The 14447-nt window shown below is 66.6% G+C and carries 13 protein-coding genes; 3 read left to right on the forward strand and 10 right to left on the reverse strand.

From position 1 onward, the window contains the following. Nucleotides 1–93 precede the first annotated feature (93 nt). From C9J49_RS00505 to C9J49_RS00535, 7 genes are all read right to left on the reverse strand, one after another. On the reverse strand, nucleotides 94–1581 hold the full coding sequence (locus tag C9J49_RS00505; RefSeq protein WP_046078981.1) for a tripartite tricarboxylate transporter permease: 1488 nt from the start codon (nucleotides 1579–1581) through the stop codon (nucleotides 94–96). Nucleotides 1582–1595: 14 nt separating this feature from the next. After that, on the reverse strand, nucleotides 1596–2141 hold the full coding sequence (locus C9J49_RS00510) for a hypothetical protein (RefSeq protein WP_046078982.1): 546 nt from the start codon (nucleotides 2139–2141) through the stop codon (nucleotides 1596–1598). 91 nt (nucleotides 2142–2232) lie between these two features. Continuing rightward, nucleotides 2233–3180 (reverse strand): tripartite tricarboxylate transporter substrate binding protein, encoded by a 948-nt coding sequence (locus C9J49_RS00515; RefSeq protein ID WP_046078983.1) that lies wholly within the window; start codon nucleotides 3178–3180, stop codon nucleotides 2233–2235. Nucleotides 3181–3223: 43 nt separating this feature from the next. Beyond that, nucleotides 3224–3709: a universal stress protein gene (locus C9J49_RS00520; RefSeq protein ID WP_046080347.1), complete on the reverse strand. Its 486-nt coding sequence runs from the start codon at nucleotides 3707–3709 to the stop codon at nucleotides 3224–3226. Nucleotides 3710–3987: 278 nt separating this feature from the next. Next, nucleotides 3988–4893, reverse strand: a complete 906-nt coding sequence (locus C9J49_RS00525) for a helix-turn-helix domain-containing protein (protein ID WP_107181071.1) — start codon at nucleotides 4891–4893, stop codon at nucleotides 3988–3990. Nucleotides 4894–4986: 93 nt separating this feature from the next. Next, complete coding sequence (locus tag C9J49_RS00530) at nucleotides 4987–6387, reverse strand: APC family permease (RefSeq protein ID WP_052719334.1); 1401 nt, start codon at nucleotides 6385–6387, stop codon at nucleotides 4987–4989. Between the two features lie 298 nt (nucleotides 6388–6685). Continuing rightward, the gene (locus C9J49_RS00535; protein WP_046078984.1) at nucleotides 6686–8995 is read right to left on the reverse strand and encodes a TonB-dependent siderophore receptor; all 2310 of its coding nucleotides are present in this window, start codon (nucleotides 8993–8995) and stop codon (nucleotides 6686–6688) included. A gap of 106 nt (nucleotides 8996–9101) precedes the next feature. On the opposite strand from C9J49_RS00535, the gene C9J49_RS00540 reads away from it, so the two are divergent. Both C9J49_RS00540 and C9J49_RS00545 read left to right on the forward strand, forming a co-directional pair. After that, on the forward strand, nucleotides 9102–9881 hold the full coding sequence (locus C9J49_RS00540; protein ID WP_107181072.1) for a response regulator: 780 nt from the start codon (nucleotides 9102–9104) through the stop codon (nucleotides 9879–9881). A 59-nt stretch (nucleotides 9882–9940) separates the two neighbouring features. After that, entirely contained in the window at nucleotides 9941–11269 is a 1329-nt protein-coding gene (locus tag C9J49_RS00545; RefSeq protein ID WP_181454220.1) for an ATP-binding protein, read from the forward strand. A gap of 46 nt (nucleotides 11270–11315) precedes the next feature. Here the strand turns inward: C9J49_RS00545 and C9J49_RS00550 are convergent, their stop codons facing one another. From C9J49_RS00550 to C9J49_RS00560, 3 genes are all read right to left on the reverse strand, one after another. Then, complete coding sequence (locus tag C9J49_RS00550; protein ID WP_046078987.1) at nucleotides 11316–12566, reverse strand: multidrug effflux MFS transporter; 1251 nt, start codon at nucleotides 12564–12566, stop codon at nucleotides 11316–11318. Beyond that, nucleotides 12559–13164 (reverse strand): TetR/AcrR family transcriptional regulator, encoded by a 606-nt coding sequence (locus tag C9J49_RS00555; protein WP_046078988.1) that lies wholly within the window; start codon nucleotides 13162–13164, stop codon nucleotides 12559–12561. Before C9J49_RS00555 ends, C9J49_RS00550 begins: the two co-directional genes overlap by 8 nt. Before the next feature lie 230 nt (nucleotides 13165–13394). Further along, nucleotides 13395–13862, reverse strand: a complete 468-nt coding sequence (locus C9J49_RS00560; RefSeq protein WP_046078989.1) for a nuclear transport factor 2 family protein — start codon at nucleotides 13860–13862, stop codon at nucleotides 13395–13397. Between the two features lie 196 nt (nucleotides 13863–14058). On the opposite strand from C9J49_RS00560, the gene C9J49_RS00565 reads away from it, so the two are divergent. Further along, the gene (locus tag C9J49_RS00565; protein ID WP_046078990.1) at nucleotides 14059–14442 is read left to right on the forward strand and encodes a helix-turn-helix domain-containing protein; all 384 of its coding nucleotides are present in this window, start codon (nucleotides 14059–14061) and stop codon (nucleotides 14440–14442) included. The last annotated feature ends 5 nt before the right edge of the window (nucleotides 14443–14447 follow it).

The raw sequence follows: 14447 nt of genomic DNA on the forward strand, positions 1-14447 counted from the left end.
CTCTCGTCCGGTGGTTGTCATGTCGCCCGTCCGCTCGAGCGCGAGACGTGGCACGCAGGCGCATGGAAGCTGTTCTCAGGCGCCGAGTCCTTCTCATGCCCTTGAATCCCGGCGCTGGCGCAGCTGGCTCCAGGCGAAGATGCTGATCGACAGCACGATCATGATCACCAGGGTCAGGCTGATTGGTCGCTGAAGGAAGATGGTCAGATCGCCTCCGGCGACGCCCAGCGCCTGCTGCGTGCGCGTCAGGAACAGCGGCCCCAGTACCAGCCCAAGGATGATGGGAACGGCGGGGATCTGATTGCGCTTGAGCACGTAGCCGAAGATGGCGAAGCCGAGGGCAATCAGGCAGTCGGTGTACTGATAGTTCTGGCTGTAGCTGCCGATGAAACCGAGCACGAGAATGAAGGCACCGATGAAGCGCCCCCTGACGCGAGTCAGGTTGACGATCCACTTGGTGGCGAAGGTCAAGTAGGCGAACACCACCACGTTCATCATCAGCAACGAGATATACAGGCCGGAGATGAATTCCGGGCGTTCCACGAACAGCGTCGGGCCAGGGATATAGTTGTGCACCATGAAGACCGCCAACAGCATAGCCATCAGGGCATCGGCGGGAATACCGAATGCCAGCAGCGGCACCATCACGGAAGCGGTGACGGCATTGTTGGAAGTCTCCGAGGCGATCAGGCCTGCAGGAGCACCGTTACCGAACTCCTCCGGCGTCCTGGAGAACTTCTGTGCCAGGGTGTAGGAGAAGAACTGCGACCCGAATTCGCCCACGCCTGGCAGCAGTCCCATGATCACGCCGAGGGCGGCCGAGCGGGCGACGGTCAGCTTGTGCTTGAGCAGGTCGAAGACGCCGGAAAACAGCCCGCTGCCGGACAGCTTCGTCTCCTGCGCGTCGTTGCTGCGCTGTGACAGCAGGATGAACGCCTGCGACATGGCAAACAGGCCGATTACTGCGGGCACCAGGGGAATGCCCGAGAGCAGCCAGCTTTGTCCGAAGGTGTAGACCTGGGTGCTGTAGGACAGGTCCAGGCCGATGGTGCCAAGGAAGATGCCCACCCCCAGCATCATGGCCGCCTCGACCACGTGCTTGCGATGGGCCAGGACGACGAAGATCATGCCCAGTGCCGCCAGCATGGCGAACTCGGCGGAGCCGAACTTACGAGCGATCTGGGACAGGGTCGGTGCCAGCAGGATCAGGGAAAAGACGCTGATCAGGCCGCCGACGAAGGACGAGGTATAGGCGATGGACAGCGCTCGGCGGGCCTCGCCGCGCTGTGCCATCGGATAGCCGTCATAGGTCGTCAGCACCGCGACCGGCGTGCCGGGCGTGTTCATCAGGATGGCGGGAATGGCGCCGCCGTACCAGGCGCCGCCATAGACGCCCAGCAGGAGGGAGACGCCGGGCAGGGGCTCCATGGCGAATGTCATCGGCAGCAGGATCGCCATGACGCCGGCGGGTTCCAGTCCGGGAATGGAGCCGATGGTGACGCCGATGAGAGCCCCGATGACGATCGCCAGCATGACGTCCAGGGTGGCCACTTCATTAAGGCCTAGCAGTAGTGCATCCATGATGCTGGAACCTCTCAGAGATAGCGGTTGGCGAAGTCGGCCAGGTGATCGGGCAGCAGCGAATACAGCCACACGTCAGGCATCCAGACGGATACGGTGACCCGGAAGATGAGCACCAGCGCCATCAACGTACCGATGGTGGCGACCAGCCAGGTACGGTTCAGGAGTCGAGAGAGCCACAGCAGCACGGTGACGAAGATGAAGGTGGCCGGCACGAAGCCGATGAGAGGCAGCGACTTGATGTAGAGGAAGAACAGCAGTGACGAGATCAGGGCCGTTCGATAGCTGTCCAGCAGCCCCACCAGCGTTTCGAGCGGGTTGCGCCGAAACAGGGGGCGGCGGCCCTGGCGGATCTCGCATCGCGTCAGTTGCACGGCGCGATAGGCCGAGAAGATCGCCAGGATTCCCAGGCCCAGCAGAGCTCCCATCATGGGCTGTGTGTACCAGCCTCGCCGGGTCTCTACCCAGGCGGCCTGGTCGGGAACGAGTATCAGCAGCACAACGGATACGATGAACAGTATCCAGTAGATGTCGGCTTTGACGGTGGTCTGAGTTGGCACGGCAGCAACCTTCCGAGGCGTCGGGACACGATGGGGTGACGAACGGAGCGGGAATGCGGCCGATCTCCCGGGCCGCATTCCCGCCGGCGGGTTACCGGTTCATGAACTCGAGCAGTGCCTCGGAGTTCTCGAAGTCCCGGGCCACCATCTCCTCGGCTTCTTCGCCGCCGATCCAGTAGATGCCGGCGCCGGTCGACTCGCTCAGTTCGCGTACGCGATCCGACTGCAGGGCCTCCTGGGCGATCTCCGCGATCCGGTCCTTCACCTCCTGCGGGGTCCCGGCTTTCACGAACAGGCCGTTCCAGGTGGTCTGGGTGATGCCTGCCTGCTCGGTCAGGGTGGCCACGTCCGGAGCGATGGGCAGACGCTCCTTGGTCAGGGAGGTCAGCAGCTTGACCTCGCCGGATTTCAGGCAGGAGAGGATCAGCTGGGTCGTGGTGTTGATGACATCGGCGTCACCGGTCGCCAGGGTGGTGCAGTTGTTCTCATCGAAGGCGGCATAGGAGTTGAAGCGGATACCCGTCTGTTTGGCGGCCTGCAAGGTGACGGCCGTCGGCAGCGCCTGGTAGCCGAAGTGACCCAGGGCAATATCGTTTTCCTGCGAGTACTCGGCCAGCTCCTCCAGGTTGTCGTAAGGGGCGTCGGCATTGGCGGCGATCACGAAGGGGTAGTCGAGGAAGATGCCGACCGGCTCGAAGGTGGAGCGGTCGTAGGGCGCGTTGCCGGTATGGATGTGAGCGGTGAGGATATCCGCGACGAAGGAGCCGATGGTCTGGCCGTCCGGGCGTGACTGGGCGACGTCCAGCGCGCCCACGATGCCCGCGCCGCCGGGCTTGTTGATGACGGAGGTCGGTGTGCCGGTCTGGTCCGTCATTTCCTCGGCGATGATGCGCGTGAGGATGTCTTCCAGGTCGCCGGGCGGCCAGGGGACGACGAACTGGACGGGGCGTTCGGGATATTCCGCCATGGCCGGCGCGGTGGCCAGCAGCGGAGAGAGGGCCAAGGTGGCGATGGACAGGGTCTTTGTCAGCTTTTTCATAGTCTTCCTCTTTTGTTGTAGCGTTGTTGAAGTTGGCCGGGTTTTAGCCCCCGAGGGGGACGATCAGGACCGGTATCCTTGTCTGCTGCATGACTTTCTGCGTGGTCGAGCCGAGGAATAGCCGGGAAGCGGCCGACCCGCCGCGATCTCCCATCACGATCATGTCCGCCTGCTGCTGCTGGGCGACGTTGACGATCACCTCGTCGGGGCGACCGGTGGCGACCTCGATCTCCGGCGGCTGATTCAGCCGAGTGTCGTCGGGAATCTCGCAGCTCAGGAAATCGGAGATCCGCTGCTCGATCTTGTGGTGATACTGGTCCAGCAGTTGGCGGGTGTGCTTGAGCTGTGCCTGGGAGAGCAGGTAGTCGCGCACCATGTCGTGGGTATCCGTGCCCATCGGTTCGATGGCATGGAGGAAGATGAGCCGGGCGTCATGCTTGACGGCCTGCTCGATGGCCATTCGGAAGGCCGGGCGGCTGCCCTTGGTGATATCCGATGCATACACGATCGTTTTTATTGTCGGCAGCATGGCGTCGGACCTCTCTTGGATCGCAGGGTGCGGGATGAGAGGGGGTGGCCCCCTGCCGCCTTTCCACCTGGAAGCGGACATCGCACCGCGGGTGAAAACCGGCATCCCTCGAACGTGCCTCGTTCCTGATGCATGTTGCATGGCCGGGAACGCTGGCGTTAGCACTAATCGGCAATGTCTCTGTCGTCGGCAGCCATGGAGGTGGCACGCGAAACCGGGGCGCCGTCAGGCGCCCCGGCAGGGGGGCTCGTCATCGAAGCCGTTCCGGCGCGACCACCCTATGCCGCCTGGAGGCGGCGCAGGGTGGTGGAGGGGGGCTCTCGAAACAGGCGCCGGTACTCGCGGCTGAAATAGCTCTGGTGGAAGAAGCCCTGTTGGGCGGCGGCGTCGGCGATGCTCTGGGAGGGGTCCTGCAAGAGACTTCTGCGCACCGCATTGAGCCGCAGCGCACGCAGGTAATGGACCGGCGAGAGCCCGGTTTCCACCTGGAAGCTGTACTGCAGGGTGCGGCGGGAGATCTTCAGCCGCTGACACAGGTTCATGATCGAGGGCGGATCGTCCGGCTGCTCTCGGGCCAGCGCATGGCAGCGGTCGACGATGTAGCGGCGGGTGCGGTAGCAGGTGTCGTCGAGCCGCGGTGAGCGCGAGGCCTCGCCCAGCAGCAGCTCGACGCCCTCCTCGAGCTGGCGCGAGAACGTGCGCTGCAGGGCCGGCGACGGCGCCTCATGCGACGTGAGCAGGTAGTCCGTCATGGCCTGCCACTGTGACTTGACGTCGGCCAGCAGCGAGGCGGGTGCCTCGAGCCGGCGCAGACGGTGGTCGTCGCGCTCGAGCCATTCGTAGCGGTGGCGATCGATCGACACCACCAGCAGGTCGTAGTTCGCCGGTGCCACGCCCCGGAATTCCTCGCAGTGCGGCAGCACGTTGATGGCCTCGGTCTGAAACAGCGAATGGCTCGGCCAGTGGATCGGCAGCACCAGGTGCCATTGCGATTCCGGGAAGTGCATCAGGTGCGACAGCCCGAGGTTGCCGCTTTCGCGGAACAGCCTTATTTCCTGGCCGCTGACATCGACGATATCGCCGGAGAAGTGTCCGGCTTCGATCTGGTCGTATTCCTGCTGCCAGCCGCTCAGCCGCTGGGCATGCTCGGCGACATCCTCGCAGTGATGAAGTGAGACGGTCATCGGCAACGCCTCCTGAATCGTGTTGTTGTCGTTATCGCGACCGCGAGATCGCCGGATCGCCAGTGGTCTCGCGGTCGGTGGTTCGTGCCGGGGTCAGTCTGTCATGTCCGGTTCGAAGAGCCCCTTCTTCATCTTGAGCTTGACCCAGAACAGGGCGATCACGGCGACGATGCCGAGGACCGCCCCCAGCAGGGTGTAGACGGTGGCCGTCAGGTCCGGCGAGGGGGACGCATGGGCAGCCACGTAACCCATTCCGATGATCCCGATGATCTGCGGGATGGGGTAGAACGGCGTCCGGTAGGGACGGGCGTGCGACGGCTTCCTGAAGCGCAGCACGACGACGTTGATGTGGGCGACGATGTAGGCCAGTAACCAGCTGGTCGAAGCGCCGATCAACAGCAGCACGATGTTGTCCGGGCTGACGAGCAGGAAGGGCACCGCCACGATCACGGCCAGGAACAGGATGCCGACCCAGGGCGTGTCGAAGCGGCGGTGTTTCCGGCCCATGATGCCGAAGGCCTGGCCGTTGTCGGCCATGCCGGCGATCATCCGCGGTACCGAGGCGAGCACGGTGTTGACGGTGCTGCAGGTCGCGGTCAGGCCCATGACGGTGGCGATGATCAGCCCTACCTTGCCGAAGACGCCGTCCACCAGGTCCAGATAGGGCAGCGACGATGTCGTCAGCGTCTCTTGGGAAAGATAGCGCCCGCCGCCCAGGCTGAACAGGGCGAACAGGGCGAAGATGACGAGCAGCGACACGAACATCGCGCGCGGCACGCGGCGTTCCGGCTGGCGGATGTCCTGGATCAGGGGGCAGATGAACTCGCAGCCGACGAACAGCCACATCGCCAGCGCCGTCAGGCCGATGAAGCTGCCATCCAGGATGCCCTCCAGGCCCCAGTCGATGCCGGCCGCCGCCTGGGCGGTCGGTGCCGAGGGTGTCTCCAGCAGCGCCGTCGCCCCGACCAGCAGGATGGCCGCGATCATCGAGAAGGTGAACAGGTTCTGTAGCCGGGCGAAGACATCGGTGCCGAGGATGTTCAGCGCCGCCAGGCCGAACAGCAGCAGCAGCGGCACCAGGTAAGGGGGAAGCACCTCGGGGAAGAGCGTCTGCAGCAGGGCGTCGACCATGATCAGTTCCGCCGAGAGGCCGAACATCGCCACCACCACGTAGCCTGCGAACACCGACACGATCGCCGGGAAGTGGCCGATGGCCTTCTGCGTGTAGGTCGCCAGGGTTCCCGTGGAGGTGGGGTACATCAGGGAAAGTTCGGAAAAGCTGATGGCGTTGCAGAAGGCGAAGATCAGCGCCAGGACCATGGCCGCCAGGAAACTCAGGCCGCCGATGCCGAAGCCTATCAGCGACGAGGCCATCGCTCCCTGTACCACCACGCAGCCGACGCAGACCGCCATCATGGTCTTGAAGCCGATCGTGCCTGGCCGCCCCACGGTCCCGCTAGCGGCTGGCGTCCGGCCCACCATCGTGCTGCTCATGTCGAATCTCCTCAGGCTCTTGTGCCTTCTTTGTTGTGCCCAGCCTCTGTCGTTTCATCAAACCAGAGAGACGTCGACTTCAATCTGCCTGCAATCGGATGTCACGTCTTGACTGCCACTGCCAGACAATTGGTGTTCCCTGCCAGCGGCGGGCCGGGTGCCTGTCGGTGAGTGGGACGGGGGCAACGAGGATAGGGCGTCGAGCTTGCGGTCCGGCAGGCCCGCCGAGCGGCGCCCGTGAAGGGAAGTGTCGTGGCGGGGGGGCATGGCCGCCCCCTGGCAGGGGCGGCGGCGGGGCTCAGAACGAGGTGCGCAGGGTCAGGGTCGCGCTGCGAGGGCTGCCGTAGATGGCGCCGGCATAGAAGCCGTAGCGGTCGTAGTAGTGCTGGTCGAACAGGTTGTCGACGTTGAGGCTCAGGCGGGTGTCGTCGGTGATGTCGTAGCGGGCCATGGCGTTCCAGATCGCATAGCCCGGCCACTTGACCGCGGTGGAGCCGGTGCTGACGCCATGGCTGGGCTGCCCCGCCGGGCTCGAGACGGCATCGATATGGCTCTGGGCGTAGACGCCGCCGCCGAAGGTCCAGCGGTTGAGCCGGCCGCCGGGTTCATAGGTCGTCGACAGCTTGAACAGGTGCGAGGGATCGCTGCGCCCGTCGCTATCCACCCGGCGAAAGTGCAGATAGGTGTAGCCGCCGTAGACGTTCCAGTTCGGCGTGATGGCACCGGCCACTTCCAGGTCGACCCCCTCCGTCTCGTTGCCGGTGCCGGATTTGTAGGCCTGGGCCCCATCGGGCGTGAGGTTGCCGCCATCCATCACCGCCAGGTGTTCCTGGCGGGTGCGGAAGAGCGCGGCGGAGGCGTTCAGCTGACCGTCGAACCACTCTCCCTTGATGCCGGCTTCGTAGCTGTCGCCCTCGACGGGGTCGACGGTGGCCCCGCCGGTGTCGCGCTGGCTCTGCGGCGTGAAGATGTTGGTGTAGCTGGCGTAGAGCGAGTAGCGGTCCGACAGGTCGTAGATCGCCCCGGCGTAGGGCGTGAAGACGTCGTGTTCGTGACGGCTCGTGGTAGCGCCGTCATAGGCGTCGGTGTCGGTCTCGTAGTCGCTGACGCGCCCGCCGAGGATGATCGACAGCGGCTCGGTGACCTCGAGTCGCGTCGCGGCATAGAACCCGCGCAGCCGGGTCTCGGTAGTCTTGACCCGCCCGGTGCGGGAGGCATCCAGGCGGATGTCGTCGTCGACGCCGTGACGCCAGTCGGAGATCGCCAGGCCGTTGGTGGCGCGGAACATGCAGTAGGAGGAGTACTCGGAGGCCGTGCCGCTGGACATCGTGCATTCCTGCTCCGGGGTGCGCTCGCGCGTGCGGCTCTCGCTGGCGCCGAGCATCAGGTCGTGCCGCCGCCCGAACAGGTCATACGCGCCGCTCAGGTCGACCCCGACCGAGCGCTGTCGCGTCTCGTTCCTCTCGCGCAGGGCGTTGAGGATCGCCCCGCCGCCGTCCTGATCCCAGTAGCCGATGAAGCCGCCAGAGGGGCCGCGGTTGACCTTGGCCAGGGCGAGATTGTTGAGAGCGTCGGTGTCGCTCTGGGCCGCGTGAACGTCGAGGGTCCAGTCGTCGTTGAAGGCATGGTTCAGCGAGGCGAAGACCGTGTTGGTCCTGGACTCGGCATGGCTCCAGTCCGGTGCCAGGTTGGTGCTGCGCGAGAGGTGCGTCCTGCTGCCGTCGGCGAACCAGATGGGCACGTTGGCGCCCCAGCCCGCGCCGTCGGTCTTGCGATACTCGTATTGGTAGCCGAGGCCGAGGGTGGTGTCGTCGGTCGCATCGAAGGCGAGATTGGCCAGCGCCGCACGACGGCGCTCGGACTCGTTGTCGCGAAAGGTGTCCCCCTCCTGCTGGGTCACCACGACGCGCGAGCGAACGCGGCCATCCTCGGTCAGCGGCACATTGAGGTCCGCCCCGACCCGCGACCGGTCCCAGCGTCCGTAGGCGCCGTAGACGCTGCCGCCGAACTCCCGTTCCGGGCGCTTGCGGATCAGGTTGACCGTTGCCGAGGGATCCCCCGTGCCGCCCAGCAGCCCGTTGGCGCCGCGCACGATGTCGATGCGCTCGTAGAGGTCCATGTTCAGGGCGTTGCCGCCGCCGCCGAATCCGGAATCGCCGGAGAACTGCAGCCCGTCGACCTTCCAGTTGCCGATGTCGTAGCCGCGCGCCCGGAACGACGTGCGCACGCCGACTTCGGCCTTGCTTGCCGTGATGCCCGGCGTGAGCTCCAGGGCATCCTCGATATCCACGGCCTCACGGTCGTCAAGCTGCTGCCGGGTGATGCTGGTGACCGACTGCGGCGTTTCCCGAGGCGAGAGCGCAAGGCCGGTGGCGCTGTTCGTCTCGGGGATCGTGTAGCTCCGCTCGGGTGCCGCCTGGCGTCCGGCCTCGACCGTCATGGGAGACAGCTGGACGGGCGATTCGTCGTGGTTGGCATCGGTTGGTGTCTGGGCCACGACCGCCGTGCTGAGCATGCAGCCGCCGAAGGTGGCGGCAAGGGCACCGGTGAGCGGCTTTGCTGGTGTCCTGGCGGCGTTTCCGGTGGCCTGCGAGGCGCGATGTTTCATGAACGATCCTGTTCGAAATAATAATGATTAGCGTTTTACTGAATGAGGACCGACGATTATATTGACGCCTCAGGCGGAGAACCTTTGGCTCTGTGGGGCATATGTAATGGATGGTATTGACGACGCTCCGGCCTCGGCCTCCCGGGCCGGAGCGCACGATGAAAGCGCCCTCGCGCTGGTGGTGGACGACGACGACGAGATCCGTGAGCTGATCTGCGACTATCTGGCCGGCATGGGATACCGCACCCGGGGAGCGGCCAATGGCCGCGAGATGTGGTCTCGTCTGGACGAGGGCGTGGACCTGGTGATCCTGGATCTCATGCTGCCGGGAGAAGACGGCTTGAGCCTGTGCCGCACGCTGCGCGATCGGCGTGCGCTGCCGGTGATCATGATCAGCGCACGAGGCGCCTGCTCGGAGCGCATCATCGGCCTCGAGATCGGCGCGGACGACTACCTGGCCAAGCCTTTCGACCCTCGCGAGCTGCTGGCCCGGGTGCGTGCCGTCCTGCGTCGCAGCGCGCCGCGCCAGGACGCCCGGCCCCCCGCGTCACCCTCGGTTCCCGACGACGCCGAACGGCGTTTCGCCGGCTGGCGCCTGAACCTCCGGACCCGGCGGCTGCAATCGCCCGAGGGGCGATCCTTCGAGCTGCCGCGCTCCGATTTCATGGTGCTGCAGGCCCTGAGCGCATCTCCCGACCGGATCGTCAGCCGCAACATGCTGAGCCGGCAGGCCTTCGGGCGCGACCATCTTCCCGGTGACCGCGCCATCGATGTCTGCATCAGCCGCCTGCGCCGCCTGCTGGAGGATGAGGCCCGCCGCCCCCGCTTCATTCGCACCGTGCGCAACGAGGGCTACCTGCTCGAACTCTCCGCCGACGCCGGCTGATGGGGGCCGCTAACGCCTGGCGCCGGCGGTGGCCCGACTCGCTCTTCGGCCAGCTATGCGTGATCGTGGTAGTCGGGGGGCTGTCGGCCCAGCTGCTGTTCGGCAGCCTCTGGTATGACGTGCGCTACAGCCAGGTGCTCGAGGAACCCGCCCGCCTGGTGATCTTTCGTACCGCGGCCGTCGTGAACCGGCTCGCCGACGGCAAGGCGATCGACGACCTGGCCACCGAGGTCTTCCACCCCCAGCTCCGTGCGGCGCCGCTTCCCTCAACGCCTCGCCAGGACGATGCCCGTGCGAACGTCGCACGCCTGATGCAGGACGCGCTGCGCCGTGAGACGGGAGAGGCCTTACCGCTGTCGCTGCTCGACGTGGATATTCGCAACGACCGCGGCGACGCCAGCACCTGGGCCGGCCTGACCGGGCTCTCGCCGGTGGTCGGACACTTCGACTTCCAGCTGCGTCTCGCCCCGAGGCGGTGGCTGCGCATCCGGGCGGACCAGGCGCAGGGGTGGAACGCCCGGCCCGCCTGGATCGTGCTGGGCGACTATGCGTTGCGCGTCTATCTGCTGCGTGCCCTGGCGCTGATCGCGGTGGCGCTGGTCGTGGTACGCGTGAGCACCCGGCCGCTGCGTCGGCTGATACGAGCCGCCTCGGCGCTGGGGCGGGATATCGAGCGGCCGCCTCTGCCGGTCGAGGGGCCGAGAGAAATGCGCCAGGCCGCTGAGGCGTTCAATGCCATGCAGCAACGGCTGATCGACCTGATCCGGGAGCGCACCGAGCTGCTGGCCGCCGTCTCCCACGACCTGCGCACCCCGCTGACCCGCATGCGGCTCCGGGTGGAGGGCATCGGGGAGGATGCGCTCAGGGAAAAACTGGTCGGCAATATCGTTCAGATGGAGACGCTGATCGCGGCGCTGCTGGATTCGGTCGGCGACGGCGCGGGGCCGGAGGAGTCGTCCGCCTTCGACCTGGCCGGGCTGGTGCGAGAGGTGGTGGACGACTTCGTCGAGACGGGCAGCGATATTCGCTGGGACGGGGCCGCCGAGGCGTTCGTCTCGGGTCAGGCCGCGAGCATTCGGCGGGTGCTGCACAACCTGATCGAGAATGCCCTGCGCTATGCGGGCAGCACCAGGCTCACGCTGCGCCTGGCCGGGCGCTGGGTCGAGCTGACGATCGAGGACGACGGCCCCGGCATCGAGGTGCAGCGGCTCGCCGACATCATGCAGCCCCGTGTGCGCGGCGACGCCGAGGCGGGTGGCGCTCTCGGCTACGGCCTGGGGCTCAGCATCGCGCGGAGCATCGTGATGGCTCACCGCGGCCGGCTGAGGCTCGAGAATCGCACCGGCGGCGGGCTGAGGGTCGTGATGGCGTTGCCGGCGATGGCGTGACGATAATCGCCGGCGCACCCCCGGGAGGGGCGGGCGCCGGCCGATATCACTCGGCGCTGCCGGGAGCGGCGGCGCGAAGGTCGCCCTCGGGCTCGGGGGCGGCGAGGTTGCCGGCGAGCCGGCAGAGCGCGATGGCCGCCAGGCCGCACAGGGCCAGCACCAGCGGCATGACGTGGGGCCCCTGTACGACCAGGCTGGCCAGGTAGCCCACCGCGGCGGCGACCAGGTAATGCAGGGTGCCCATCAGGGCCGATGCCACGCCGGCCTTGGCACCGCCGGCATTCATGGTCAGCGCCGTCAGGTTGCCGAACACCAGGCCGAGTGCGCCGATCGCCACGCCGAGCAGGGTGCCATAGACCGCGAGGGTGTCCATGTCCGTCATCACGGCCAGGAACAGCAGCGCACCGGCCAGGGCATGCAGGCCGAGCCCGATGAAGGTGACGCGTGCGGGCGTCATGCCGCCGGCGGCCAGCTTGTTGGCCAGGGTGCCGCCGAGGATCAGGCCCACCGAGTTGGCGGCGAACAGGTAGCTGAAACGGGTCGGCGTCATGCCGAAGTGCTCGGTGAACACGAAGGCGGAAGCGCTGATGTAGGTGAACAGCGAGCCCAGCACGAAGCCGCCGGCCAGCGTATAGGCCATGAAGACCCGGCGGCGCGACTGGGCGAGGTAGCCGCGCATCACGCTGCCGGGGTTCAGCGGCGTGCGTCGCTCGGGGGCCAGCGACTCGGGAATGGCCGTCAGGCTCCACAGCAGGCCGATGCCGCCGCACGCCGCCAGCACCCAGAAGATGCCGCGCCAGCCGCCGTGCTCGAGCATGAAGCCGCCCATCATCGGCGCCAGCACCGGTGCGACCATCATCACCTGCATCAGCAGCGAGAAGATCCTGGCGGAACTCTTCACGTCGCAGAGGTCGGCCACGATCGCGCGCGGTGCCACCAGGCCGGCGGCCGCGCCGATGGCCTGGGCGAAACGCGCGACCAGCAGCCACTCGAGGGTCGGCGCCAGCGCCGCCCCCACCGAGCCCGCCACGAAGATCACCAGCCCCACCAGGAGCGGCATCCGGCGTCCGAAGCGTTCCAGCAGCGGGCCGTACAGGCACTGGCCCAGCGCCAGTCCGGCGAGGAACACGGACAGCGTCTGCTGGACGCTGCCGGCTGAGACCCCGAAGTCCTGGCCGATCATCGGCATGCCGGGCAGGTACATGTCGATGGCCATGGCATCGAGGGCCGTCAGCAGGGCGAGCAGCACCACCAGGGCCATGCCCACGGTGCCTTGGCGGGTCGTCGCGTCAGTCATGTCGTTCTCCTTCGTTCAGGCGGTCGATGCTGTCACGCATCAGGCGTTCCAGGGCATGCAGGCGCGCTTCGAAGCGCTCCTGGCCGATATAGATCAGGGCCACGTGGAGGCTGTCGACCATGCCCATGAAGGCATGGCCCATGACCTCGGCGTCCCGGTCGGAGAGCGCCCCGCGGACATGGCGACGCAGCGCTGCCGTGAAGCCGGCCAGCAGCTGCTGCATGTAGCCCTCGTAGCCCTGCTGGAACTCGTGGAAGAGCGCCTCGGAGGGGATGTAGGACGCCCGCAGCAGGAAGCGGAGGTGCTCGGAGTCGGCGTAGCGCGCCTGCAGGGCCTCGCAGTAGCGCTGCCCCGGCAGCGAGGGGTCGGGGTGCGCGAAGCATTCGCGGGCGAAGCGCGTCTCGATCTGCAGGGCATCCTCGAAGACCGCGCGAAACAGCGCGTCCTTGTTTTTGACATGCGAATACAGCGATGCCTTGCGAATCCCGGCATCGGCCGCGATGTGGGACAGCGAAGCCCCTTCATAGCCATGCCGGGCGAACTGCGCGACGGCGGCATTGAGTACCCGGCGCAGCGCGGGCGTCGTGGCGGATGACATCTCGTTGCTCCAGTGAATCCAGGCCTTGATGACGCTCGCCCGAGGGGGCGTGGCGTCGGGGGGGGCGGCATCCTAACCCAAAAAGCTACCGAACGGTAGGTAGCTTTTGTGGCGTCAAAAAATGGCCGCCCGGGCCATTCCTCGATCGGCGCCCTGCGGCGCCTCTCGACAGCTCGGCCGGCCCGGCCACGCGCGATGCGATCGTAGCCGGGCCGGCGGCGTCATGCGTTTCAGAACATGGTGTTCTCGTTGGCCGACTCCTCGGGCACCGGCTGGATCACGTCCCAGTGCTCGACGATCATGCCGTCCTCGACGCGGAAGATATCGACCACGGCCTCGCCGAGGTCTTCCTCGCCGTTGGTCGAGTGGACGTGGAGCCAGACCAGATCGCCATCGGCCGCGCTGCGCACGATCTCGCTCTGGTAGTCCGGGTTATCCTGGAAGTAGCCCGCGAAGTAGTCCACGAAGGGCGCCTTGCCGTCGGGCACGCCCGGGTTGTGCTGGATGTAGTCCTCCGCGATCACGCCGGCGCTCTCGACGGTCTCGTGCTCGTTGAAGAACTGGTTGTAGAACTCGGTGACCAGCGCCCGGTTGGCTTCCTCGGCCTCGACATCGCGATCGGGCTGCGCCATGACGGCGGCCGGTGCGGTCAGCAGCAGCGCGGTGGCGGCCGCACTCAGGGATTTCAGGATCGACATGGCAGTTCCTCGTGATGTGATGGGGAGGGAGGCACGGCCGGCGGCTCGCCGGCTATTGGTCTATAAAGTGGACCGTGGGCTAAACTTAGGCCAGCCCCGGGGCCGGCGCAAGACGTCATCTTCTCCTGACATGGTCACATCGAGATGACCTTTGGGCCGTTCTCCTGCCACTGAACCACTCGTTGAGGGAGATACCATGACAACGCCGTCCGACGACGATGCGATCGTGCTCGAACAGCCCTGCCCGATTCGCGACGTGCTCGACCGCATCGGCGATCAATGGAGCCTGCTGATCCTGGAGGCCCTGGCCCCCGGGACCCTGCGCTTCAACGCCCTGCGGCGCGAGATCGGCGATATCTCGAGGCAGATGCTCTCGCGTACGCTCAAGCAGCTGGAGCAGGATGGCTTCATCACCCGCACGCTCTACGCCGAGGTGCCGCCGCGCGTGGAGTACGCACTGACGCCCCTGGGGCGCTCCTTCCTCGAGCCGATGCAGCAGCTGGTGGACTGGGCCGAGGCCCATCACCGCACCATCGTCGCCGCTCGCGCTCGCTACCGGGCCGAGCGCGAGCCGGCCTGACGCCG

It is taken from the genome of Halomonas sp. SL1 (assembly GCF_003030865.2).
GTDB lineage: Bacteria > Pseudomonadota > Gammaproteobacteria > Pseudomonadales > Halomonadaceae > Halomonas > Halomonas halophila.

Bases quoted from the DNA above. Each gene is read 5' to 3' on its own strand.
- C9J49_RS00555 (WP_046078988.1), bottom strand. From the start codon at position 13,164: ATGTCATCCGCCACGACGCCCGCGCTGCGCCGGGTACTCAATGCCGCC.
- C9J49_RS00515 (WP_046078983.1), bottom strand. From the start codon at position 3,180: ATGAAAAAGCTGACAAAGACCCTGTCCATCGCCACCTTGGCCCTCTCT.
- C9J49_RS00550 (WP_046078987.1), bottom strand. From the start codon at position 12,566: ATGACTGACGCGACGACCCGCCAAGGCACCGTGGGCATGGCCCTGGTG.
- C9J49_RS00530 (WP_052719334.1), bottom strand. From the start codon at position 6,387: ATGAGCAGCACGATGGTGGGCCGGACGCCAGCCGCTAGCGGGACCGTG.
- C9J49_RS00525 (WP_107181071.1), bottom strand. From the start codon at position 4,893: ATGACCGTCTCACTTCATCACTGCGAGGATGTCGCCGAGCATGCCCAG.
- C9J49_RS00535 (WP_046078984.1), bottom strand. From the start codon at position 8,995: ATGAAACATCGCGCCTCGCAGGCCACCGGAAACGCCGCCAGGACACCA.
- C9J49_RS00565 (WP_046078990.1), top strand. From the start codon at position 14,059: ATGACAACGCCGTCCGACGACGATGCGATCGTGCTCGAACAGCCCTGC.
- C9J49_RS00560 (WP_046078989.1), bottom strand. From the start codon at position 13,862: ATGTCGATCCTGAAATCCCTGAGTGCGGCCGCCACCGCGCTGCTGCTG.
- C9J49_RS00505 (WP_046078981.1), bottom strand. From the start codon at position 1,581: ATGGATGCACTACTGCTAGGCCTTAATGAAGTGGCCACCCTGGACGTC.
- C9J49_RS00520 (WP_046080347.1), bottom strand. From the start codon at position 3,709: ATGCTGCCGACAATAAAAACGATCGTGTATGCATCGGATATCACCAAG.
- C9J49_RS00540 (WP_107181072.1), top strand. From the start codon at position 9,102: ATGGATGGTATTGACGACGCTCCGGCCTCGGCCTCCCGGGCCGGAGCG.